Source organism: Melioribacteraceae bacterium 4301-Me (assembly GCA_041538185.1).
GTDB classification, from domain to species: Bacteria; Bacteroidota; Ignavibacteria; order Ignavibacteriales; family Melioribacteraceae; genus Pyranulibacter; species Pyranulibacter aquaticus.
Genome location: JBGORM010000005.1, coordinates 149,823 through 175,632 on the forward strand (window position 1 = coordinate 149,823; position 25,810 = coordinate 175,632).

Consider the following 25,810-nt stretch of genomic DNA (forward strand, 5'->3'; position numbering starts at 1 on the left):
GATAATTTTGCACTCAATTTTTCGTGATATGACACACACAATAAGGGTATAGATATGAGTCTAAGTCAAATTGCAAGATCAATTAAAGCGTCGCCTACTTTAGCTTTAAACGAAAAAGCGGCAATCCTAAGGGAAAAAGGCGACCCAGTAATTCACTTGGGAGGAGGCGAACCAAAAAGTAAAGCTCCAATGGATGCAATACTTGCGGCAGTGAATTCATTAAACACGGGTGAAATTAGATATGCACCGGCAGACGGAATTCCTGACCTTAAAAAATCAATTATTCGTTATACGGAAGAATTTTATCATAGAAAAGTTAGACCTGAAAATGTGATTGCTTCAGGTGGTGCTAAACAGGCAATAATGGTTGCTTTGCAAGCTATTTTAAATCCTCAAGAGGAAGTTATTTTCCCTTCACCATATTGGGTTAGTTACCCGGATATGGTAAAACTTTGTGGCGCTGTGCCTGTACCAACAATCCCAGAGGACGGTTCATTTTATCCAACTTTAAAAGATATTGAAATGCGCGTTGGAAGTTATACGAAAGCAGTTATTATTAATAGCCCAAATAACCCAAGCGGTGCAATGTACTCCGAGGAATTTATTGCTGATGTTGTGGACTTCTGCGAGAAAAAAGATATTTATTTAATTATGGATGATATTTATCACCGCCTGATATTTGACGGAAGAAAACCTATAAGTGCTTATGACTTCACAAAAAAATCAGTAGATGAATCTAAACTTATTATTATTAACGGTGTTTCAAAACAATATGCTATGACTGGCTTCAGAATTGGTTGGGCGGTTGGAAATAAAAAGTTGATTGAAGCAATGGCAAACATTCAAGGCCATCAAACATCAGGACCATCAGTTTTATTGCAGAAAGCCGCTGTGGGTGCTTTGAACGGGATTCAATCTAGTGTGGAAAGTTTGAGGGTAACACTTGAAAACAATAGAAATGTTTTAATAGAACAACTTCGTTCTTTTGATGGCGTTAAAGTTACAATTCCCGATGGTACATTTTATTGTTTCGCCGATTTTAGTGCCTACGAGAAAGATTCACAAAAATTATCTAATTTTCTTATTGACAAAGTTATGGTGCTGACTGTACCAGGAAAAGAATTTGGTATGGATGGGTTCCTAAGAATTAGCTTTTGTGGAACAATAAAAGACATCACCGAAGGCATAGAAAGAATAAAATGGGCTTTGGACCCAAACGCACCAAATGAACTTTACATCGGAGACCGCAAATTAGTGAGGAACTGGTTATGAGCAAATACTTAGAATTTAATACCCCAGCAAGTAAACAAGCTATGGAACTGGCTTCAGACTTTAGGCTGAAGAACCAGGGTTTAACTAATTTAGACCGAGTTTACTGGAATTTACCAGAGGAAGCTCTTTACGAAGAAGCAATTTTCAGAAATGAAGGTAAGCTTGTAAAAGGCGGGGCACTGTTAGTTAATACCGGAAAACATACTGCTCGAGCAGCAGCAGATAAATTTGTTGTTAAAGAAGAATCAACCGATAAAGATATTTGGTGGGGAACTTACAACCGCCCTTTTGCACATGAAAAATGGTCGCTTCTAATGGGAAGACTTCAAGCATGGGCGCAAGGAGAAGAACTTTTTGTTCAAGATGTATATGCTGGAGCAGACCCGGATTACAAAATGCCCGTAAGAATTATAACTGAAAAAGCATGGCACAGCCTCTTTGCAAGAAATATGTTTTTAACAACTAACAATCCCGACGAACTTAAAAATTTTGTACCACAATTTACTGTTATTGCTGTTCCAAGCTTTAAAGTTGATCCTATTATAGATGGGACAAGAACAGATACTGCGATAGTCTTAAACTTTGAACAACGAACAGCTATTATAGCTAACACACTTTATGCAGGCGAAATTAAGAAATCAGTTTTTACAGTATTGAACTTTCTGCTTACTTATGAAGATGTGCTGCCAATGCACTGTTCTGCTAATGTTGGAAAACAAGGTGATGTTGCTTTGTTTTTTGGTCTCAGTGGAACAGGTAAAACAACCTTATCGGCAGATCCTAACAGAAGATTAATCGGCGATGATGAACATGGTTGGAGCTCACAAGGTGTATTTAATTTTGAAGGCGGCTGCTATGCTAAAGTAATTCGCCTTTCTGCAGAAAGTGAACCACAAATTTATGAGACTACCCATCGCTTTGGTACAATATTAGAAAATGTGGTTTTCGACCCGATATCGCGCAATATTGATCTTGAAGACGACTCAATTACAGAAAATACTCGCTGCTCCTATCCAATTGAATTTATTCCAAATGTAATTGAGGAGGGATATGTTAAATCACATCCTAAAAATATCATATTTCTTACTTGTGATGCTTCAGGTGTTATGCCTCCTATTGCACGTTTAACCCCTGAACAAGCACAATATCATTTCATTAGTGGTTATACATCAAAAATTGCCGGGACAGAAATAGGGTTAGGCATTGAACCGCAAATTACATTTTCCGCATGCTTTGGTGCCCCTTTCATGGTCCGTCATCCTTTCGAGTATGCAGAAATGCTTAAACAAAGGATTTTAAAACATAAGACAAACGTTTGGCTAGTAAACACTGGTTGGGTAGGCGGTAGATTTGGCATAGGTAAAAGAATTTCAATTCGTCATACAAGAAATTTGTTGAACGCTGCACTTGACGGCAAATTAGATAAGGTTAAGTACAGAAAAGATAAATTGTTCGGATTTGAAATTCCACTAACCTGTCCTGAAGTTCCAGAAGATGTGTTATTCCCAGAAAATTCTTGGGGTAATAAAGATGAATACTGGAAAAAATATGATGCACTTGCCGCTCGCTTTATTGAAAATTTTAAACTCTTTGAAAATGGATGCCCAAGCGAAGTTTTAGCAGCTGGACCTAAACGATTGTCACTAGCAAAATAAAATATACTTTCATTAAACAATCACCCAAAATTCAAAGCTCGTTCACATTTACTTAGTGAACGAGCTTAGTATTATGTTAATTCCAAAAAATTCATGAGAAATCTGTGACTGACTAATGAGAATTCACCACTTCGTGGAGTATCCCACAATACGGGATTGCCAAAGGCTCGTTTCTCATTGTTTATAAACGGCTTTGGATTGGTGATTTTGAAGTAAAAAAGAAATTTATAATAAAATAAGAAATTACTGTTATTAGGAGAATGCCCTTGCATTTTTCATCAAGACAACTGAAGTATCTCACTCAAACAAAAAAGTAAGATGATGAACTTTTTGCAGCAGCTTATGAAAACGAATGGTTTAATGGTTGTAGGGTTGAGGTCCCCTCAACCATTTATTCAAAGTTTATTTGAAAATAAAAATGGGAAACCACTATTTAGTGATAAGGTTTTGTTTATGGTATAATTGAGTCAAAGGCTTCATCAGTAACATTACTCTATTTAAACCTTATTAGCTTGTTTATGAATCAAATAAAAGCATTTCAATTATAGAGTGCAAGAATTCTTCGACCTTTACATTCTCCGTAAATTCTCTGTGGTTCTCCGTATAACTAATAAAGAAAAAGCCGATACCTCAATCAATCATGATTTCACTGCCATTTCGAACGAAGTGAGTAAAGCAGTTTCAAACAAAAAATGTAAGATGTTGAATTCTTTGCAGTAAGAGATTACTTTGGGGCCGACTAATAAGAATTTATCACATTGTGGAGTGGTAGGTTGTCATTTGTAGATTGTCTTATATCTCCTATTTCTCCCGAGCGGATTTTAGTTTCGTTTGGCTTAATATAATTAAGCTGTAATTGCTTCAATTGCAGAGGAAACATTTTCAACAGGTACTAGATTTAGGCTCGTTTTATTATTTACTGATTTTAAATTGTTAGATGGAAGAATAACATTTTTAAAGCCAAGCTTTGCAGCCTCTTGAATCCTTTTGTCAGCATGTGAAATGCTTCTTACTTCTCCTCCAAGTCCCACTTCACCTATTACAACGTATTCATTTTTGACAAATTTATCATTAAAGCTAGAAGCAATTGCACAACAGATTGCCAAATCAACGGCGGGTTCATCAACTCTTAAGCCACCTGCCATATTCAAAAAAACATTTTGTGTGGAAAGTCTAAGTCCAGCTCTTTTTTCTAAAACTGCCAGTAAAATTGATAACCGCCTATAGTCGAAACCAGTTGCCACTCTCTGTGGATTACCATAACTTGATGGGGTTACAAGAGCTTGAACTTCAAGAAGTATTGAACGGGTACCTTCCATACTTGCAGTGATAACAGAACCTGTAACTTGCCTTTCCCTTTCATTCAAAAAAATCTCGCTTGGGTTTTTTACCTCGTGCAAACCGTCCTCATGCATTTCAAAAATTCCAATTTCATTTGTGCTACCAAATCTGTTTTTCTGAGCTCGTAGAATTCTATAAGAATGACTTTTTTCACCTTCGAACTGCAGTACTGTATCAACAATATGTTCTAATACTTTTGGTCCAGCAATAAATCCTTCTTTAGTTACATGTCCAACTAAAATCATTGCACAATTTTTTTTCTTTGCAATCTGCATTAATTCAACTGTGCATTCTCTTATTTGTGTAATTGTACCTGGCGCATTATCAAAATCTGGTTTGTATGTTGTTTGGATTGAATCAATAATTACAACTTGAGGGGAACTTTGTTCGACGGCATTTATTATCAAATCAATATCAGTTTCGGTTAGCAAATAAATATTATCCGATTTTAAGTTCAGTCTTTTAGCCCGCGTATTTATTTGGTTAATTGATTCTTCACCGCTGACGTACAGAACACTGCCATTTATGGATGCGGCAGCTTGTAAAGCAAGCGTTGATTTTCCAATACCAGGGTCACCCCCAATTAAGGTTACCGAACCATTTATTAAACCACCACCTAACACTCTATCAAATTCAGAAATATTAGTTTTTATGCGTTCTTCCAAGTGAATTATTGAATTTATTTTTTTCAGTTTAACTTGTGGTAGAACTTTTCTGTGAGTGTGTTTTTTTTCTTCAATAAGCTCTTCAATAAAAGTATTCCACTCCTCACATGAAGGGCAACGCCCTAACCATTTTAATGATTCATATCCACAATTAGAACAAATATATTTTATTGCCTTTTTCAACTCTACCCTCCCAAATTATCAAAATACCCAATTTAATTTAAGCTCTTGCTCTTTTATCAGATTCAAGTTAAACGGTCAATGCTAAGATTGTAAATAAGAACAAGAAAAGATGAGTTAAAATTTCGTCCTCTTAATAAAATTTAATATTATTTGATCTTCAGTACCTACAAATTCACTTAGACTTCCAGTAAAATAAATTTTGCCCTCGTGTATCATAGCAATTTTTTCGGCAGTATTTTTAACACTGAACATATCATGAGTAACTATTATGGAAGTAACCTCTAACTTTTCGTTTAATTCTCTTATTAGTTCATCTATTGAATCAGACATAATAGGATCTAAGCCTGTTGTAGGTTCATCATAAAGTATATATTCTGGATTAGTGATAAGTGCTCTTGCAAGAGCTACTCTTTTTTTCATTCCGCCGGAAAGCTCGGCCGGTCTTAATTTTTGGATTCCCGGAAGACCAACAAGTTCAAGTTTCTCTGCAATTAATTTATCAATTTGACTTTTATTTTTATTGTCGCCATGCTCAATTAAAGGTAGACCAATATTTTCTTCAACTGTCATAGAATCGAATAAGGCTGCACCTTGAAACAGAAAGCCAAATTTTTTTCTAACATTATAAAGCTCGTTTTTGTTTAATTCACTTATTGCTTTACCCTTAAATTTCACTGTGCCTGAATCAGGCTTAAATAGCCCAACTATATGTTTTAATAAAACACTTTTTCCGCAGCCGCTTCTTCCAATTATTGCTAAGGATTCACCTTCATTAATTTGTAGATTTATCCCCCTTAATACATAATTATTGCCGAAACTTTTATGGAGGTCTACAATTTCTATCATAGATATTTGAAATTATTGTGCATTAAATATAAGAAAGATAATATCATCTGGAAAATTTGACTTTCATAAACGTAATTTTAAAACCACTATAATCTAAGAATTTGCATAATGATAAATTCATCTTGAGAATTTTAATTCACAAAATTCAATAAGAATGAATTTTTTCTCTCGGGATTAAACTCGGCTGGCAGAGTAAGAATTATACTATTACCAAATAACCACAGTAACTTACAACTAATCTAATAACTTAGCCCAAGTTTTATTTAATAAAAAACCCGAGTGAAAAATTATGGATTTAATCCCGTATGACATTCAACACATGCCATTTCTTTCCATGCTTGGTCTATGTCAGTTGGGTGCTTAAACTCTAAAGAGCCATTTATAGGTGCAGTTTCTAATTTGTCGGGCGGACCTTGGGCAGTAATATCATGGCAAAGTCTACAATCCTTAGATATTAACTTACCATTTTGCGAACTATGGGTTCCATTGTGGCATCTGAAGCAACCCATAAATTCGATGTGACCAATATTGTTTGGGTAAGCATCCCATTTTACTTTCATCTCAGGGAAAATATTTTTCTTAAATTCATCTTGAATACCATTAATAGCTTTGTCCACTAAATACTTTTTAGTAGAATAAATTTCAGGGTAATTTTCCTTGTAAAATTGATTTATAGAATTACTTATATACTGCATTGCAGAATCAGTAGTTGTAAACTGCTTACCTAAAATTTCCATTGCCTGGGCTTTAATTTGAGGAAGTTCTTTTGGGACATTGCCTGCTGTAATTGCGTTATTTATAAAAAATGCTGGCGGTTTATAATCATGTGAAGGCCTATTATGACAATCCATGCAATCCATTACTCGTGTTTGAAGACTGTCTAATTTAGATTTTTCCAACTTATTATCCTCATCCTCAAAGATGGTCACTTCACCAGTCTTTAAATTTGTATAACGTACCCATGGTATAACCTGTCTTCTTTCATCAGAAGCTTTATATTCAATCTTAACGTCTGGATTAATATGCCAATGAATACCTTCTTGCAGGCCAAGTGCACTTAAACTTGAACCAATTTTCATTGTTAAAATTATATCCCACTCAGAATTTGTTTCATCGGCTAAGTAATGTTTTTCCGTTCTTAAGCTGCGCGAATAAAATTTTTGCGGCCAGTGGCATTCTTCGCAAGTTTCTCTAGCAGGACGCAAATTAGTAATTGGAGTTGGAATTGGCTTTGGATACTCTCCTAAGGTAACTGCATAAACCTGATACAAACCTGAAAGTTTAGACCTGACATACCAGCTTGCGCCAGAACCAACATGGCATTCAACACAAGCTACTCTTGCGTGCGGAGAATTTTGATATGCTATATACTCTGGTTTCATTACAGTGTGACATATAGTTCCGCAAAAAGTTACTGATTCAGTAAAATTAAATGCTTCATAACTGCCAACAGCAGATAAAAAAAGGAAAATTGTTGTTCCAATCGTAAATATAAAAAATGCATTCCTATGCCTTATGTCGTTTAAATTTATTTGCGGCCAACCTTTGGATGGTATTATGTTTTTCTTTTTATCTCTCCTTATCTTTAAATACATGCCAATGGGTATTAAAAGTAACCCAATTATCAAAAAAACCGGAAGAATGATATAAGTTACCAATCCCAAATAGGATCTGCCTTGTGCAGAGAAAGCGGTTATAACAAACAAAAAGATTATCATGAAAAGAGTAATTAATGCTATTGTAGCACCAATTAGTGAGACCCAGTTTTGTGATGAATAAGGAAGTTTGAGTTTCATATTTAGGCCTAAAAAATAAAAGAATAATTTAATTGATTTTTGTTGGCAAAATTAGATAATATAGTATAAAAATACCAAAATGGATTTTAATGATTATACGAAAATTTAATTTGTCTTTTGCAAAATTCATGAAAATGAGACTTCTTGAGGATAGACACTGACAACAAAGATTATACTGATGCTTCGTAAACTCAGCTTTGAATCTTACTTTTTAGTCAATCACAATAAAAAAATTTTTTAGCGGTCTCAACTACATATTTGGGTAGTGAATGTTTACAATAAAGTTATAATTTAATTAAAAAAATAATTACAAAAATGTGATGAAAATTCATCATTTCGTGTTAAAGTTTCTGCTTATTATAGTTTCATGCACAACGATAATCTCTGGTCAAACTTATCCCGATCAACATTTTTTTTATGAAAAAGAAAAACTTGTTCAACAGATAGAAAGCTTAAACGGCACAACAATCAGTGGTGATGGAAAAAAAATTATACTTTCAGAAGAAGCTACAACTGGTACTGTAATTTTTAAGCCTGATTCATCACAGTTTCCATTCAATCGCGGTCTGCCTTCATGGAATGGTCATGCACCTAATGACAGCAGCAGTTTTAAAGTAATGATGAGGTTCTATAAAAATGGATGGTCATCATGGCTTACTGTTGGATTTTGGAAAGCAAATATTTGGTCTTCTTATGGACCAACTTCATACAATGGGAATGAGATAAATGTTGAAATTGATTACGTTATACTTAAATCTTATTATACTAAATGGCAGTTCAAAGTAGAAATGAAAAGAACAAGCATCAGTCAGCCATCACCAGAACTTTACAAGTTAAGCTTTTTTGTAAGTGACCAAAAAACAACGGATAACGTTAATATTACATCTATTATTAATGATAAACCTGAAGCTATCTTTATTGATACCAAGCATATTTATCAATATAGCGTTGATCCAGAAATCGGAGGGGAGATTTGTTCGCCTACTTCAGTTGCAATGGTTTTGCGCAGTTATAATATCGATGTAGACCCTCTACAATTTGCAAGAGACACTAAGTGTCCGTACTGGGGAATTTTTGGAATATGGCCGCGCGTAGTCCAAAACGCTGCAGAATATGGACTTAACGGCGCTGTTACTCGATATCGTTCGTGGAGCCAAGCGCGAGAGGTACTAGCTTCCGGAGGCAGAGTGGTTATGTCTGTCGGTTCCCCACTATATCCAAATGGTCATCTTATAATGCTTGCAGGCTTCGATACAAACGGCAATCCAATCTCACATGACCCAGCTAAATCGAACGGCTACAAGTATGTCCACAACAAAACTGATTTATCCAAATCTTGGTTTAATAAAGGAGGCATTGCTTATACTTTCTTTTTAGAAAATATAACTGATGTAAACTCTGTTGAAACAATTGCATCCCCTCAGCCAGAGGAATTTAAACTCTTGCAAAATTACCCCAATCCTTTTAATGCTGTGACAATTATTGGTTATCAGCTAAAAGCTAATAGTCATGTTACATTAAAAGTATACGACATTCTCGGTCGAGAATTAGCTACACTTGTAAATGAGGATAAACCAGCCGGTAAATATGAAGTGTCGTTTGATGCATCAAAACTTGCAGCTGGGGTTTATATTTATTGCATTTATGTTCAATCAATAGATTCGAAAACTACGGGCGTCATGAATAAGAAAATGATCTATTTGAAATAACAGCTTTTGCTGTATTTAGCCCAAAATTCTTATAACTTTCAGCACCACGTCTTGAGATATCAGTTATAAAGTAATAATTTTTAAGTAGTAGATGAATTTAGATTAGGGGGAATCATGGTCTGGCATTTTAAGACAATTCTTACTTTAATTTTAGTCGCACTTTTGTTTTACTCGTGCAGTTCAGTTCCAATTACAGGCAGAAAACAATTAGATATAATTCCTGATAATGAAATGCTTTCAATGAGTTTTCAACAGTACAATCAATTTCTTAAATCAAATAAAGAGAGCACCAACCAGAAAGAAACAGAACTAGTTAAAAAAGTCGGCAGAAGAATTGCTGATGCAGTAGAAAAATATTTTGCTCAAAATAACCTTTCAAATCGATTAAGCGGATATAAGTGGGAATTTCATTTAATTGAAAGCAAGGAGGCAAACGCATGGTGTATGCCTGGCGGAAAAGTTGTAGTATATACTGGAATTCTACCAATAACAAAGAACGAAGCTGGTTTAGCAGTCGTTCTTGGTCACGAAATTGCACACGCAGTTGCCAAACACGGAAACGAAAGAATGAGTCAGGCATTACTTAGTCAGTTGGGTGGATTAGCACTTTCTAAAGCAATTGAAAAAAAGCCAGCTGAAACCCAAAAAATATTTATGGCTGCTTACGGAATGGGTTCACAGATAGGCGTTCTTCTTCCGTTTAGTCGAGTCCAAGAAAGTGAGGCTGACCATTTAGGATTAATATTTATGGCAATCGCAGGCTATAATCCAAATGAAGCTCTCGATTTTTGGCTTAGAATGGAAGTAGCAATGAAAGGGAAAGAACCGCCAGAGTTTTTAAGCGACCATCCATCAAATTCCACCAGAATTGAAGATATTAAGAAGGAACTGTCCGAAGCAATTAAGTACTATAAAACAAAGCAATGAAATATCGATAAAGAGTTAGAAAAGTTACATGCTTTCAGTTAATATTTTTTCTTAGCTTATCATCTTTTATGTGGTGCATATTAAATTACAAATAAAATAAAGCGCTTCCAAAGGTGAGTATATTTTCACAGGCTGTTAGTTGAAAAACACCTTACAAAGTATGGAAGTCTATAATTTCGAGATAAAAAACTTTTGAAGAAAGCAAAAATTAGAAACAAGGTAATAAGATTAGGTCTCATTTTTGTTAAGTGATATCAATAAGGTTACGTCTAATACTATAAAGCATTATTACTCTTCCTACCAATAGAAAGAAGCTGTAGATTAAAATAAACACTTAAAATGTTTCAACCGGTGAACGTTTTCCATCTTCTGGAGAACGCATTTTTGCTTTTTCTTTTCCCAAAACTTTTTCTCTAAGGGAATAAATCTGTTGGTCTATATTTTGAAATTCTTCCAAAGAGAAAGAAAGTGGAGGTGCCAACAATTTACGGAAGTTTTCAATACGAACAGAAGGAGCTTCGGTTACGCTTTCAGGAAGCTCTGACAAAATAGATGCTGCCTCTTTGAGTTTATCAAACCTGTGACAAAGTAAAATTAAATCACTTCCAGCTTTCAACGGCAATTCTAATGAGTCCTTAAATGAATAATTGTCGATTATAGCTCCCATATCGATATCATCTGAAATAAGAAGCTTATCAAATTTCCATTCTTTCCTTAAAATATTACTAACAACAGCCATTGATAAAGAAGCGGGATGATTTTCTGGATCTAAGTTTGGGTTACGAACATGAGCAAGCATAAAACTATCGCATTTATCTTGTAATCTTTTAAAAGGAACCCACTCATGAGATTCCATTTCTTTCTTGGTTCTTAAAATAAGAGGAAGTTCTAGATGAGGGTCACACTTGGCAAAGCTATATCCGGGGAAATGCTTCCCACAAGTAAGAATACCCTGAGATTTTAGCCCATCAATAAACTCTTGTGCATAAAGTGAGACTTTTAATGGGTCGACAGCGAAAGTTCTTCCTTTTAAGGAGTTATGCTCTTCTTCGTTAGTTTTTAAATCTAATACAGGAACAAGATCAAGATTAAGTCCAAAAAGTCTCAGTAGCTTTCCAGTAAGTTCCCCATGCAGACGAATCAATTCCGTATCATCTTTTTCTCCAAGGTCTTGTACAGAAGGCGGTTCACTACCAAGCATTTTAAATCTTGACACCCTACCGCCTTCTTGATCAATAGTTAAGATGGGTTCATGATTAAGAATGGAACGTAAAGTATCAACAAGACTTCTGAACTGGGAAGGATTTTTCAAATTTCTTGTAAAAAAAATAAACCCTGTAGGCTGCACCTCACGAATGGTTTCAATAGTTTCCTTAGAAAGAACTTTTTCGTGGAATCCAACTATAAGAAATCTTCCGCCGAAAGAAAGCGGCTTTTTTGCAGAAAATTGTTTTCCCACTTTGCTTAGCCTAATTTTTTTAATGTAATATAGTCAATTAGCATTTAAGTCTCAATTTTACTGCAGTGGGATTGTATACTACTAACGGCAATTAATGAGATGTACAAAAGCAACAGAATAATTTCAGAAATTGATTTATATAGAAAATCATTCGAGCCTTTATAAGAATTATTTTGGATTTAAATCACATGCTAATTGAACATAAAAAAATAGATTCTCAAGAATAGTAAATCGCTGCTTGAAAGTTATGATGTTGTTCTGCAAAATAAAGATTGGTTTTATAATGTCAACTATTTTTCAAAAACCCACTCCATAAAAACCAGAAGGCGGTATCCTGGAAAAACAGCCCAGCCGAGTACCGTTTCTCCAAACACCGCCACTATAGAAGAAAGCTTTTCGAGGGTTATTTGCTTCCTTAGAGGGTGCTTATTTACTTCTTGAAAACTCAAATGATATGCCACACTTTAACATGTTTTTTGACTTGTTTTATTAACAATTTCTAAGGTTGTTAATTTTTTTGTGTTCCATTCTGGAAAAAGGCACTAAAACAAGTCACTTCAAAGCAGAGTAAAATGGTTGCATAATGTTCCTTTAAAAACAAAAAACCCGATCCTTGTAGAACCGGGTTTTTGTTCATCAATGAGTGAGAGTACCTCAACTCTGCCCTCGTAGTTACTTTTAGAGACTTCTGAAATATTATTTATACATGACAGTATGAATGTTTCAGAAGTCTCTTATAGTTAGTATCATTTGATACTACTTCATCAATATCATCTTTCTGGTTATGTTTACATTTTGTCCGCTCAGCTTGTAGATGTAAATTCCTGAAGCAAAGTTACCTGCATCAAAAGTTACTTTGTGAATTCCAGGCATTAATTGTCCCTTTACTAAAGTTGCTATTTCTTGACCAATAATATTATAAATCTTCAATGTGTATTGACCAGCCTCAGGTATTGCAAATCTAATTGTTGTTGATGGATTAAATGGATTTGGGTAATTCTGAAGAAGTTCAAAAGCTTTAGGAACAGATTTAACATACTCTTCTTCTAATAGATTCTTTGCTAATTTAGGTTCAATTCCGCTGGAGCCTGCAACAAAATATTGCGCCGAAACAAATTGCATTGTTGCATCCCTAACATCAACACGCAAATAACTATCACCACCGCACAGATAATAATTAAGAGTAGAGCTGTTAGCACCATTAATTGGCATCCAGCTATCACATGCTGCATCTGGTTGGATTAAATCTTTCCCTTCAGATGTTAAAGCAGAGCTGTTGCCACAATCCCACTTATAAAACCATTCAAAGGTGTATGGAGAATAGCCACCAGAAACATTTGCTGTCCATGTCCCAACATCACATGGTGCTGTGGATGGGCCGGTTATGTAAACAGATGGAGGCGGAGGCGGATCAGCAATAACACTAAAAGAAAATGGGTCTCGATATGCCCAATAAGATTCCCCTCCAAAAAGACTTTGTACATATGCTTTACCTTGAATTTGAAATGTGCCAGCTACAGTTACCCACCAACCACCTGTTTCACCATACTGCCATGCACTCTGTGAACCATCTGGATAAGTTAATTTAGCATAATAGGAATATACAACTATAGAATTATCATGATAAAAATTATAGGAAATTCCTACACTACCACCATAAGGTAAATGATATACTGAGCTGCTTGTAGGTTCACTAAAATAAATTCCTTGACCGAAAATTTTAGGACTATAGGATACAGTGAAAATTAATACAAAGCAAATAGATTTTTTCATAGCCCCTCCTAACGATCGATGGTATTTATAAATTTTCTTATAATTACTGGAGAAAATAATTTCTATATATTTTTAACTATAGATATTAAAAAACAATACCTAACAAAATATTATTTGTATTAGGAATTGCTCTATTAAATTGATAGAAATATTTCATCTCAAAATAAATCGATGGGGTAATACTAACTTTACTACCAATTCCTATCTTAAAACTATAAGACCAATCTTTAGAGATCGGTGGGAATAAATTCCTATATTCAGCGGGTATTTCATTATATGTATCATAAGAACCAGCTACGTTATATTCTATGGGTGTAGTATGAATTTTTGTACTATAGAAATTATAACCAGCATCAAGGAAAAAAAGCGGTGAGAAAATTACATTCTCAAAAATATATTCAACCCCAGCAGAAATTGGTATTATGTCATATTCAATTTTTTCTCTATTGTATGTGTAGGTTTGATATTTTCCACTATTATCGATATTAATGTATCTAAAGGACTTAATATTATATTTATCTTTTTTATATGCTTCGGAGTAGCCTATCGAAAAATTTACATTCAAATTGTGAGTTGCATTTGTTTTTCCTACTATCATTAAGGATGAACCAAGGTTCTGAAAGGACGCAAAATTGACACCTATTAAAACTTCAAAGTGAAAGGAAGAAAACGCTGTCTGTTTCTCTGTTCCTTGTGCAGATATATTGCTGGATAGTATTGCTATGAAAAGTATAAAAATTGAACACTTCATTTGTTCACCATGTTTTATCTTAAAAACAAATTGTGGTCCACACACTAAGTGGTGAATTTTTACCCTTTGTAGTCAGTTATAAACTGTATAAGAAACCAATTCCAAAGGATAGATTTTTAGTCTTCATTTCACCTCCTTCTTTGTTTACATTAGTTAACCCAAAGGAGTACCCACCATTAAGGAGCAATGAAGTCCTTTGCAAAATGGGAATTTCGCTTTCTAAAGCTATATCCATAGTCATATTGAATGATTTTGTAATACTTTTCAATCCCCCTTCCGCAAATTCATTTTTGAATTTAGAATTCGTTAAATATCCTAAAGACGCCCCACCGATTATTTTGGTAGAGATTGTTTTTTGAAATAAAGTATACACAAAGTAAGACGAAAATTCTAAATAATTCAGATAAATTTTGTTATGAACAGTGCCCCATGTACCAAATGAATTAATAGTATTCTTTCCTCCCAGCTGACTATATTTCAGCATCACACGAGCTGATAATTTTTCTAAAAAAAGGTATTCAGCTAAGGCTCCTATCAAAAATCCAGCTTTATTCTCTAACGAAGTACCAGAGCCTTGATTAGATAATGAATACGATGCAAAGTTAATCCCACTGCTTAAACCGATTCTTATTTGAGCATTAGTTAAAGTAAAAAAGCAAAATAGAAAGAGAAAAGTCTTTTTAACAGAAAGAGTGGCTGTCATTTTCATTCTCCCTTGCAATGAAGGACAGATATTATTGCAGTTACTATTGGAGAATCAATAAAGTTTGTAATGTCGTAATAAAAAAGAATAATTTTTCTTTCTTATAATTAATCTAAAAAAAAAAAAATAAAACTTGCAAGGTTTATTATAAACACTATAAAATGTTTTTTCTGAGGTCAGTCTATTTACATTTTTTTGTTGTTTTTTAACCGGTTTATTAAGATAAAAAACCCGATCCTTGTGGGACCGGGTTTTTGTTCATCAATGAGTGAGAGTACCTCAACTCTGCCCTCGTAGTTACTTTTAGAGACTTCTGAAATATTATTTATACATTTATGGTCACTCTATAGATTCCCGTTTATACGGGAATGACAAAATGAATATTTCAGAAGTCTCTTATAGTTAGTATCATTTGATACTACTTCATCAATATCATCTTTCTGGTTATGTTTACATTTTGTCCGCTCAGCTTGTAGATGTAAATTCCTGAAGCAAAGTTACCTGCATCAAAAGTTACTTTGTGAATTCCAGGCATTAATTGTCCCTTTACTAAAGTTGCTATTTCTTGACCAATAATATTATAAATCTTCAATGTGTATTGACCAGCCTCAGGTATTGCAAATCTAATTGTTGTTGATGGATTAAATGGATTTGGGTAATTCTGGTTAAGTTCGAATTTTGTGGGTATCACATCAACATAATCGTTAACGCTAGTGGTTGTATTTGCAGATGCCATCATAAATACCTGTCCACCTTTAGTGCCTGCATAAACATTTCCATTAGCAGGATTAACAACCAATGTGCTTACTCCAAAACCATACATTCCAAGCGAAGTCCATGTAGCGCCCATATCACTGGAGGAGTAAACACCGCTCGCCCATGAACTTACATAAATATTATTGCTTGCATCTACTGAAATAGAATAAATGAATTGTGCGCTTAATGATGTTGACTTTGACCATGTGTTGCCGCCATCATGTGAAATATAGAGGCCATCTCCGTAAGTGCCGGCAAGCAGTACATCTGTTGAAGTTGCAGCAAGTGCCCATACAAAATTGTAGTTAATATTTAAGTGTGTCCATACAGAACCATTATATTTAAATAAACCGCCGCCAACAGTAGCTGCAAACAAATGAGAATTTGAAGTAACAGTAAGCGCTTGGATAGTTAAATTATAACCTAATCCATTATTGATTGCATTCCATGTAGCGCCTAAATCGTTTGAGAAATAAACACCTGTTCCATATGTACCCACATAAATTGTATTTGATGCATCAGCAGTAACAGCATGTACATCTATTCCGGCAAATCCAGTAAGTATCCAGTTCGAACCATCGAATTTGAACAAGCCCTGTTCTGTAGCTGCAAAGATGTAAGAGCCAACAACTTTCAACGACCAGATAAAACCAACATGCATGTTTGGATTAATTAAGTTCCATGAATGACCGCCGTCGGTTGATTTATAGATTTTTCCACCCCAAGTGCCAGCATAAATATTTCCATTTGCATCGTAAGCTATTGCATAAACAATTTCTTCTGATGAGAATGAGCCAATTTGCTGCCACTGGTTTCCATTATTATTATTTCCATTGCCATTATTGTTTTGAACTTGTGTTATTGTAATGGTTGCACTTGCAGTGTTGTTGTTTGGATTAGGATCGTCAGTTAAATTAGCAGTAATTCTAGCAATATTTGTCAACTCTTTTTCCGGAGGAATATTTCCAATAAAAGGTGTGTAATTAAACTGACCAGGTCCATTTAATGATTTGCATATCATCTGTCCATTCTGTACGCCGCTAATAAAGTTAACAGCTGCAAATGGAGCTAAAATTGAACCCCTGAAATCAATTCCTTGAATTGTAATGCTTGTAGCTTCGTTGAAATTAAACAATACATTTTGATTTGTAGCACCGCTAACGTTCATTCCGCCGCTAATCGAAATGGTTGTTCCACTTACGTTAACAAGAGCGACCGACCCATTGGGCACATTAATTTGGATATTGTTTGCACTTGACAAATTAGCACCCGATACAGCAAATACATTTAAGAATGGGTCTGTACCAGTAAGACTCAATCCACCATACTGATAAGATACAGTTCCGTTGGCAGTGTAGCCAGCCAATGTAGTTGAGAGATTTTCTAAGTATACTTTTGCAGCTGCAAAGTTGATTGGGCTGTCTTGTCTCAGTGTTCCTCCACTAATGCTTACTGACGATTGTGGTAAGTTTGTACTGTTTCCATAGACAACATTACCATTATAGACTGCACCGCTTGTGTAAGTAAGATTACGTCCAACTATCAATACATCGCCGCTGTTCGGAGGTAACTGATCACCAATGCTATAGTTACTAAAGTTAGCATCTCTACCTACAGCTACCTTACCTTGTGTATCTGCTGATGGTGAAGTTGCGTCTTCAATTACAAATAAGTTAAAATCTTTTGCGACACCAAAATCGAACGTACTGTTGCCAAGTTGACTGCAATCTACATTAATTGTGATTGTTAGTGTTGCATATGCTCCACTGGCTAAGTCACCAACCATCCACAAACCGGTATTTGGGTCATATGTACCTTGTGAAGCATTACTCGAAACATAATTTAGACCAGTCGGGAGTAAATCTGTTACCTGTACTCCTTTAGCTTCATCAGGACCATTATTTGTTACTTTTATCGTAAAGGTTGTGTTTTCTCCGCATTGAGGATGTTCATTATCAACAGTCTTTTCAATTTTTAAGTCTGCATGTTTATCTTGTGGTGGCGGACAAACCCAAGGATACCAGTATAAATCACGACCGGCACCATCTTTAATTGGGTTACCATTGCAATCGAGTATGTTCACTCCATAATGAATTTCAACTACTTGATCTGACGGTCTTATACCTGGCCACAGTGCAGTTATTGTAAATACAGTATCCTTTGTAATCTTTACTGTTGCATAATGAGTTGAGTTATCAACACTGCCATCGTTCGGTTCTACAATTCTCCAGCTTGTTTGCAAGTATGCAATGCTTGGGTTAGGTGTTAAGTGAACTTTACCAGTTATTGTTATGTATTTAGAGTCGTACTCGCAAATTGCAGAATCTGGACCTATTTCAACTGACCAATCTGTTGCACATACTTCACCACAATTAACATGAACAGTAGCGGAAGACTGTGCAGTAACATCAGCAGAGCCGTCAACTGGGTGGCCAACCGCTGTAACATTGTTTACGAGTTCACCGCAATCATTTGAACCTGGGGTATACGTCATTGTAAATGAAGTTGATTGTCCCGCATCAAGTACATCAATGTGTTTGATTTTGTGGTCGCCATTTGGATTTAACATTGCGTCGTAAACATCTACTCCGCCATGGAATTGAATATCACCGCAATTTTCAATTGTGAATGTGTAAGTGATAACATCTGACTTATTATAATCAGATTTATCAGATGTCTTAATTATACTAATACATGTTTTGTAAAACCCAAAATCAATAGTAGTGTTATCGGCACAATTAAGTGATACTGTAACTGATTCACCAATGTTAGCATCACTATCTTTAGAGTCATCATTACCTTGATTCTTTTTAGTGGAGTACCACTTTGTATTAGCTGTACTCTCAAGAACACCGCCGGAAGAGAAATTAGAAGAAGCTACTCTCACTTTGTAAGTGCCGTTATCAAGATTGGAGAATTCGTAATGGCCGTTTGAATCTGTTGTATCGGTTGCAATTATATTGTTATTCGAATCAAGGAGCTCTACGATAACGCCTGGGATTCCAGGTTCATTAGAATCTTGAATGCCATTAACATTGGTATCGTGCCAAATAAAATCGCCTATTTTATTTTTGCATGGCGAACAAATTTCCGGAACTATCAGATTATCAAAATTGAGTTTATTAGGCGAATTGTGCATGCCAACTACTTCAACTTTGCCAAATCCAGCTGAACCGAAAGCTGAACTACTAACAGTGGCTTCGTATATCATGTCAAAAATCCAATTTGGATAGTTTGGATTTGGAGTATAATTATTATCTGTTGAAGGTGAATTAGTCGTTAAAACATATCCAAAATCATTAAAGTTCTTACTTAAAGAGGTGTTTTGGTAAAGAATATAAGGTGAATTACCGGATTTAATATACGAACCATATCCACTTGGTGTCGGCTGTCCACTTTCTATATAATCAATTACAAAATCCAAAACTGGATTATTGTTAGCATCGTATAATTTAAACTCAGCTTGGTCACTTCCTTTTAATTGATTAAAAGTATGACCTCCAGGCCAGCCAATTGCACCAGTCCCATAAGTATTATCGTTAAGTGTTTTTTCTAATTCTAATCTAAAATTAATATTTCCGTTTGAAAGGTAATTTGTATAAAGTTTTGCTACTGGATAATTTACACTGTTCTTGTTAGTAGCGCACAAATCAGTTACAATTGTTTGAACTATGGTTGGTCCACAAGTTAAATAACCATTGTCAACAGTTCCATTATCGAAGTTTTCATTAATAGCTGCTGCTACATCATTAACATCACTGTAAGAATAAGTTGATAGGTCGCCGCCTAATACTTGATTTGCTATTACTAAAAATTGATTAACAGTCATACCGGCAAAAGGACCGCCAATAATATAAAGATCACCAAGATTAGTTGAGTTGGTCCCAATATAGCCCGCTGCATCAAATTGAACATTCAAAGTTAATGCAACAATCTGTCCAGCAAGTACTCCTGCACTTGTTGAGGTTACATCAACATAGTTAGATGTTAACTTATTAGGTGTTCCCCCTTGCGGCAAGAAATTTTTAACTGCAGTTGCAGAGGTTAACTTTAATGTTTTAGTTCCGCCAACAGTTAGACCATTTGGAAAAACAGTTGAGAAATACATGTCTCTTATCTTTCCTGGGGAACTATTAGAAGGACTTCCCCACCCTCCTTGAGTAAATGTGGTAAATCCTTTGGTGTCACAACTTTGAGGTGTGTACCACTCAACTGTTGCTGTTACTTCTTTTGTGTCGAATGAAGGAGTTGCAAGAACAAGTTTTTGCTTCCCATCTGGATTTGTTTTATGAACATATCTTGTACCTTGAGGAATTTCTACATCTGCCTTAGCTTTTATTGTTGCTGTCCCAACACCATTGTATGATAAAGTTATTGGTCCTGCGTGTCCATTAGCATCGGTCGTTACTGTTGAAGCACTCAAAGTTCCAAGTGTTGTTGATAGTTGAACTTGAAGGTTTGCTATTGGATTACCGTTAACATCTGTTGCGTAAACATCAAATGATGCTGGACTTCCTTGGGGCCACGATTGAGAAGGAGGTATAATTAACAATGTTTGAAGAAACTCGTGTGTGTTGTAATTTGTATCGGCATCACTAATAATAGCGAGTGCACGAGACTTGATGGTATTATCAGTAATTGTATTTGCATCTAGTCCATCGCTAAAATGCCAAATTGCTAATTGGACGGCTGCAGCTTCTTTATTATTATCAGTAAGTTTACCAGGATAAGAATTTTTATAAGGAAAATAGTTATTTAATATGTAGGTCATTTCAGGTGGTGTCTGCCCTTCATCCCAATAATCTTTATTGTATTCCAAGTTATGCTGAAGATCAATACAATAAAATTTTTCTGCATTGCCGTTCAACGTCCCCTTAAATGTGCCTGCGTACGATGTTTGATTGTTGTTTGTATATGGATTCTTGTAGGTCACATTTATGCCGTCGGCAGTTCCTGATACTTGAGCTATACTAGTATAGTCAGTTACCTTTTTTGCCCCACTTTTAATTTGTGCCTTTGTCGAGCTTAGCACAACTAAAAAAGCTGAAAGCAAAACTAGCATAAACACATTGTTTAGATGCTGCTTCATTTATTTTCTCCTAAATTGATTTTTACTCTTGTGAGACTCTTAAGACAAGCAGGGTGCCATAAAAAAAATTTTGATTTTTAAACGAAATAAAGACTTATCATGTTAAATTTAAAATAGCTGGTGTCTCAAACTGATATCTAGGTGATTTATGAGTCAAATAAAAATTAATTTTGGATTGAACGGTTTTAAGAAGGTAATCAGTTGTTGGACTAACTTATTAGAGTAGTTACTTAGCTAAGTGACAAACTTTTTAACTAAAAGATTACATTTAAATATTTTTTAAGAATTTATTTCCATTATTTACAATAAAAATTATATTGCAATTATTACTATCCAAAGCTTTTAATATAATGAGACTAAAATTATTTTTAGAAGCACCCCATAATAGTAGAATTGATATCAATTACAACTATAAACTTTCTTCGGCTATTTACAGCTTGCTTCGTTTTGGCTCAAAGGAGTTTTCAACTTTTTTGCATGACATCGGTTACAAGTTAAATGGCAAGTCGTATAAACTTTTTTGTTTCGCTCTTCGTTTTAACGAATTCAAAATTATTGATAATAAAATTAAACTTATTGACCCAGCATTAAATTTAATTATTTCATCTCCATTGATTGATGAGTTCGTTAAAAATTTTGTTCTCGGCTCATTTGAAACTACTTCAATCAGCATAACAAATAACACAGAAATAATTAAGTTTCGGATTAAACAAATTGAGTCCCTCCCAAATATTGATATTATCAGCCCTGTCAAATTGTTTTTGCTATCACCTCTTGTTTTATCTACTATCAAAGAAAAAAACGGGAAATTATCTCAGTACTATTTGCGCCCAGAAGATTCAGAGGATATAAATCGAATTTTAACTTCTAACCTGTTGAACAAAGCCAAGCTAATATTCAATAAAGAAATAAATGCTGAGGCTCTAAAACTTGAGTGGGATAAAAACTACTTAATGCGTCATCCCCGTATAACAAAAAAAATTACAATCAATGAATTCGGGAAATATCCTATTGATGTGATTGGAATGCAAGCACCATTTACTTTAAGCGGAAATCTAGAATTAATAAAAATAGGCTACGAATGTGGCTTCGGAGAAAAAAATTCAATGGGATTTGGATTGACTGAGGTTCTTAATGATTAGGATATTACCAAGATTACCAAATTACCAAGATTAACAAATTACCATGATTAACAAATTAGCAAGATTAGCAAATTAGCAGGATTGATAAGTTAGCAAAGCTAAAAAATTGTAAAGCTTGTAGACAAAGAGACATACTTTAAAAATAAGATTGGATGAAAAGATTAGCGAGGTTGTAATGATAAAAAATTGACTTTATGTAACTGACGTGGCGAAGCTGTGCCTTTTCTTTCATATATCTTAATCTTCTAAAACTTTTTTAATACAAATTATGCAACCTTAGTAATAAATAAAATTCAGAGTAAATTAAACTTATTACCCTTTAAAATAACAATTAGTCTAAAAGAATTTACCGCAAAGATAATTAAAGCAAAAAGAGCAAGAATAAAGTACTAAAGAGAGCGAGTGAATAAAAATGTAAACAAAAAAAATGCAGACGAGTGGCAAGTAAGAATGAATATATAATTTTCTAATATATCAGTTGAGTTTAATTGTATTTATGAAAGACTTCAAAATAAAATTTAAACGCCAATGCGAAATTTTAGGCATCATTTTGCATTCTCCAAATACTTATAAAATCACTGAGCTCGAAGATATGTTTGGTGTAAACAGTTTAACAATTAAAAGAGATTTACAAGAACTTAGAAGTCTCGGAATTTCAATTCATTCAAAAAAAGGAAAAGGCGTGAGTGTTTTTCAAAAGATAAATGACGACTTGATAAAAAATCTTATTATGCAATATGTGGGAGTAGCGGTAAATCAAAGTTCGTACAATAAAGCAACAAATCTTATGGTAAATAAACTTCATTACAAAGCACTTTCGTTTATAATTATTCTTCAGAGATGTATAGAAAGCAATCTTAAGGTAAAGATTGAATACGAAAAGCCGGAAGAAAAGAAAATCGAAGAAAGAATATTAGATCCTTATTGTATATTCCAAAGTGAAAATAATTGGCGATTGCTTGCAAATCACGAAAATATCATTAAACAATTTTTGCTGAATAAAATAAAATCCGTTCAACCGCTCAATAAAAAATTTAAGCCAATAGGACAAAACAAAATAGATGAAATTTTTTCTACTTCTTTTAAAAGTTGGCTGGGCAACGAACGTTATTTAGTCAAATTGAAATTCCTGCCGCCCTGGTCAGAAAGAATTAAACCTTCTCAATTAATGGAATCCCAAAAAGTAATTGAAAATCCGGACGGTTCAATTTTCTTTGAAACAGAAGTAAACTCCTTAAAAGAAATTGCAAGCTGGATTGTGAGTCGAGGTAAAGGAGTTATTGTTATTGAACCGCCTGAATTAAAAAAAATTGTAATTGACACAGCGAATGGTGTGCTTGAGAATTACAAGTAAGTATAAAAAAGTATCATTTAATGATACTGTTTAAAAAGAAATTAATTGCGAAATTCGACTTGTAATTTTACAGCTTCAAATTCAGCTATATAAATAAAATCAAATCACAAAAAATGGAGGAGCAAAAATGAAAATCCTACGTATGAACAAACTCGATAAATCTAATGGCGGAAAAACCTTAGCCTTTTTCGACATCGAGACTGATGATGGAATTTTAATCAAAGGCTTCAGGGTTGTCAATGGCAACAATGGTTTGTTTATTTCATCACCGGATGAAAAAGGAAAAGATGGTAAATACTACGAGACAGTTACACTTCCAAGAGAAATGAAAAAGAAATTAGAAAAAATGGCAATTGATGAATACAATACGAAGTGAGGGTATTATTACCAAGATTACCAAATTACCATGATTACCAAATTACCAGATTACCAAGATTAGCAAATTACCAAGATTAAATAATTGAAAAAGTAATCTATGATAAATTACTTTAATTCTTTAGATACTCCGTGTAAATCCGTGCTATCCGTGTCGCCCGTGTCCTATAAACGTGGGGATAGAATACGGATAACACGGACTACACGGGTAAGCACAGAGAAATAAAAAAGGTATAATAATGTTACACTCAGAATTGACAGAGAAAATTATTAAAGCGTTTTATAAAGTAAATGACACTTTGGGTTATGGCTTTTTAGAAAAAGTTTATGAAAATGCATTAAGAATTGAGTTACAGAGAATGGGATTAAAAGTAGAACAACAAAAAAATATAAAAGTGCACTATTTAGGTTATGAGATTGGGGATTACTATGCTGATCTTATAGTAAATGATTTGATAATTATAGAACTGAAAGCAGCAGAATCGTTATGTGAAGAGCACGAAGCACAATTAATAAATTATTTACGTGCAACCAATAAAAAGGTAGGACTATTATTAAACTTCGGTAAAAAAGCTGAATTCAGAAGAAAAATATTTACAAATAATAGAAAGCAATTGTCCGTGTAAGTCCGTGTTGTCAGTGTCGTCCGTGTTCTATAAGCGTGGATAGAACACGGATAACACGGACTACACAGATTAGCACGGAACGAAAGTGTTTATAAGTTATCATCAATAAAAACTAAACGGGTAGAACAATGAACCGTTTATCTTTTATTAAAAAAATACTTTTAGGAGCGGCGGGATTATCAATACCTACCAAGACTAATAGTGAAGGCAGGAAAATTTTTCTATCTAAATTTTACATAGCTGGTTTTTCATATTATGATGGTGATATTGCATTGAAAACCCTTAAAGAAAACGATAGGCTTATAATTAAATATGAACCTGATAATCCTTATGATCACCGCGCTTTAGAAGTTTATACTACTGATAGAAAAAAACTAGGCTATGTACCTCGTACAGAAAACCCAATACCCTCACGATTAATACGACAAAACATAAAGCTTACAGGAGAAGTGGAAAAAATAAATTATAATGAAGAAGATTGGAAAAAGGTGAAAATACGACTTTATATGGCAGTATAAATAAGTCCGTGTAAATCTGTGCTATCCGTGTTCTAAAAGCGTGGAGATAGAACACGGATTACGCGGATGACGCGGATTAGTACGGATAAATAGAATTGATAATTAAATAGGGAGGTGAGATGTGAGACACGAATTTCACGGCTTGCACCGTGTAATTTTCGAGGAATTAACACGGATTAAAAAATAATATGGAGGTAAAATGAGGTTACATTTTAATTTAACACCGAATAAGGAAATGGTTCCATTTGATTACCAACACTTTTTAATCGGTACATTTCATAAGTGGATGGGATGGAACGAGATCCATGATGAAATTAGTCTTTATTCATTAAGCTGGCTGCATGGTGGGAAAATGGTTAAAGATGGATTTAATTTTCCCAAAGGTGCAAAATGGTTTATCAGTTTTTGGGATGAAGAAATTGGTAAACAATTAATAATGAATGCTATGAAAGATCCTGTTGTGTGTTGTGGAATGCTAGTAAAAGAAATTCAGATTCAAGAAACTCCTCAGTTTGGTGCAAAGGAAAAGTTTATTGCTGCAAGTCCAATATTTATTCGTAAATATGATGAGAATAGGAAAGCAATTCATTTAACAACTAAAGATGATGATGTAGATTACTACTTAACTGAAACACTAAAGAAGAAATTAAAAACTGCAAATCTTAATTACGATGTAAAAGTAACTTTTGATAAAAGTTATTATAGTCCTAAGACAAAACTGGTAAAGATTAATGGAATTGAAAATAAAGCAAATTTTTGTCCTGTAATTGTTGAAGGTCATCCCGAAGCAGTTAAATTTGCATGGAATGTAGGAGTTGGGCATTCAACCGGCTGCGGGTTCGGAGCATTGGGATGAAAAAATAATTTTAT

The 25,810-nt window shown here is 34.3% G+C and carries 18 protein-coding genes; 10 read left to right on the forward strand and 8 right to left on the reverse strand.

The genetic code is table 11. The annotated features are described in order from the left end of the window. Nucleotides 1–54: 54 nt before the first annotated feature. Nucleotides 55–1,272 (forward strand): pyridoxal phosphate-dependent aminotransferase, encoded by a 1,218-nt coding sequence (locus tag ABRY23_09890; protein ID MFA3783361.1) that lies wholly within the window; start codon nucleotides 55–57, stop codon nucleotides 1,270–1,272. Then, nucleotides 1,269–2,927, forward strand: coding sequence for a phosphoenolpyruvate carboxykinase (ATP) (pckA, locus tag ABRY23_09895; protein ID MFA3783362.1), 1,659 nt, complete (start codon nucleotides 1,269–1,271; stop codon nucleotides 2,925–2,927). Before ABRY23_09890 ends, pckA begins: the two co-directional genes overlap by 4 nt. Nucleotides 2,928–3,772: 845 nt before the next feature. Here pckA and radA read toward each other — a convergent pair. The 3 genes from radA to ABRY23_09910 all read right to left on the reverse strand — a co-directional run bounded on the left by radA (nucleotide 3,773) and on the right by ABRY23_09910 (nucleotide 7,758). Then, nucleotides 3,773–5,116 (reverse strand): DNA repair protein RadA, encoded by a 1,344-nt coding sequence (radA, locus tag ABRY23_09900; protein MFA3783363.1) that lies wholly within the window; start codon nucleotides 5,114–5,116, stop codon nucleotides 3,773–3,775. Nucleotides 5,117–5,230: 114 nt separating this feature from the next. After that, a complete protein-coding gene (locus tag ABRY23_09905) occupies nucleotides 5,231–5,962 on the reverse strand; it encodes an ABC transporter ATP-binding protein (protein MFA3783364.1) in 732 nt (243 codons plus the stop codon). A 287-nt stretch (nucleotides 5,963–6,249) separates the two neighbouring features. After that, complete coding sequence (locus ABRY23_09910; protein MFA3783365.1) at nucleotides 6,250–7,758, reverse strand: cytochrome c3 family protein; 1,509 nt, start codon at nucleotides 7,756–7,758, stop codon at nucleotides 6,250–6,252. A gap of 320 nt (nucleotides 7,759–8,078) precedes the next feature. Between ABRY23_09910 and ABRY23_09915 the strand changes: the two genes are divergently transcribed. Together ABRY23_09915 and ABRY23_09920 are read left to right on the forward strand one after the other, a co-directional pair. Next, on the forward strand, nucleotides 8,079–9,467 hold the full coding sequence (locus tag ABRY23_09915) for a C39 family peptidase (GenBank protein ID MFA3783366.1): 1,389 nt from the start codon (nucleotides 8,079–8,081) through the stop codon (nucleotides 9,465–9,467). 114 nt (nucleotides 9,468–9,581) lie between these two features. Further along, nucleotides 9,582–10,394, forward strand: a complete 813-nt coding sequence (locus ABRY23_09920) for a M48 family metallopeptidase (GenBank protein ID MFA3783367.1) — start codon at nucleotides 9,582–9,584, stop codon at nucleotides 10,392–10,394. 334 nt (nucleotides 10,395–10,728) lie between these two features. Here ABRY23_09920 and ABRY23_09925 read toward each other — a convergent pair whose 3' ends face one another. The 5 genes from ABRY23_09925 to ABRY23_09945 form a co-directional block, all read right to left on the reverse strand. After that, nucleotides 10,729–11,853 carry a glycoside hydrolase family 3 N-terminal domain-containing protein gene (locus tag ABRY23_09925; GenBank protein ID MFA3783368.1) on the reverse strand — a complete coding sequence of 375 codons (1,125 nt, stop codon included), beginning with the start codon at nucleotides 11,851–11,853 and terminating at the stop codon, nucleotides 10,729–10,731. Nucleotides 11,854–12,609: 756 nt separating this feature from the next. Then, nucleotides 12,610–13,626, reverse strand: coding sequence for a T9SS type A sorting domain-containing protein (locus ABRY23_09930; protein ID MFA3783369.1), 1,017 nt, complete (start codon nucleotides 13,624–13,626; stop codon nucleotides 12,610–12,612). 85 nt (nucleotides 13,627–13,711) lie between these two features. Continuing rightward, nucleotides 13,712–14,377 carry a hypothetical protein gene (locus ABRY23_09935; protein ID MFA3783370.1) on the reverse strand — a complete coding sequence of 222 codons (666 nt, stop codon included), beginning with the start codon at nucleotides 14,375–14,377 and terminating at the stop codon, nucleotides 13,712–13,714. A 76-nt stretch (nucleotides 14,378–14,453) separates the two neighbouring features. After that, the gene (locus ABRY23_09940) at nucleotides 14,454–15,080 is read right to left on the reverse strand and encodes an outer membrane beta-barrel protein (protein MFA3783371.1); all 627 of its coding nucleotides are present in this window, start codon (nucleotides 15,078–15,080) and stop codon (nucleotides 14,454–14,456) included. A gap of 418 nt (nucleotides 15,081–15,498) precedes the next feature. Beyond that, nucleotides 15,499–20,925, reverse strand: coding sequence for a choice-of-anchor A family protein (locus ABRY23_09945; protein ID MFA3783372.1), 5,427 nt, complete (start codon nucleotides 20,923–20,925; stop codon nucleotides 15,499–15,501). Nucleotides 20,926–21,275: 350 nt separating this feature from the next. Between ABRY23_09945 and cas6 (ABRY23_09950) the strand changes: the two genes are divergently transcribed. The 6 genes from cas6 (ABRY23_09950) to cas6 (ABRY23_09975) all read left to right on the forward strand — a co-directional run bounded on the left by cas6 (ABRY23_09950) (nucleotide 21,276) and on the right by cas6 (ABRY23_09975) (nucleotide 25,796). Beyond that, nucleotides 21,276–22,067 carry a CRISPR-associated endoribonuclease Cas6 gene (gene cas6 / locus ABRY23_09950; GenBank protein ID MFA3783373.1) on the forward strand — a complete coding sequence of 264 codons (792 nt, stop codon included), beginning with the start codon at nucleotides 21,276–21,278 and terminating at the stop codon, nucleotides 22,065–22,067. Nucleotides 22,068–22,563: 496 nt separating this feature from the next. Then, entirely contained in the window at nucleotides 22,564–23,421 is an 858-nt protein-coding gene (locus ABRY23_09955; GenBank protein MFA3783374.1) for a helix-turn-helix transcriptional regulator, read from the forward strand. 127 nt (nucleotides 23,422–23,548) lie between these two features. After that, complete coding sequence (locus tag ABRY23_09960) at nucleotides 23,549–23,797, forward strand: septation protein SpoVG family protein (GenBank protein ID MFA3783375.1); 249 nt, start codon at nucleotides 23,549–23,551, stop codon at nucleotides 23,795–23,797. 238 nt (nucleotides 23,798–24,035) lie between these two features. Further along, nucleotides 24,036–24,422 (forward strand): GxxExxY protein, encoded by a 387-nt coding sequence (locus ABRY23_09965; protein MFA3783376.1) that lies wholly within the window; start codon nucleotides 24,036–24,038, stop codon nucleotides 24,420–24,422. 128 nt (nucleotides 24,423–24,550) lie between these two features. Then, nucleotides 24,551–24,940 (forward strand): HIRAN domain-containing protein, encoded by a 390-nt coding sequence (locus ABRY23_09970; protein MFA3783377.1) that lies wholly within the window; start codon nucleotides 24,551–24,553, stop codon nucleotides 24,938–24,940. 199 nt (nucleotides 24,941–25,139) lie between these two features. After that, on the forward strand, nucleotides 25,140–25,796 hold the full coding sequence (cas6, locus tag ABRY23_09975; GenBank protein ID MFA3783378.1) for a CRISPR-associated endoribonuclease Cas6: 657 nt from the start codon (nucleotides 25,140–25,142) through the stop codon (nucleotides 25,794–25,796). Nucleotides 25,797–25,810: the final 14 nt, after the last annotated feature.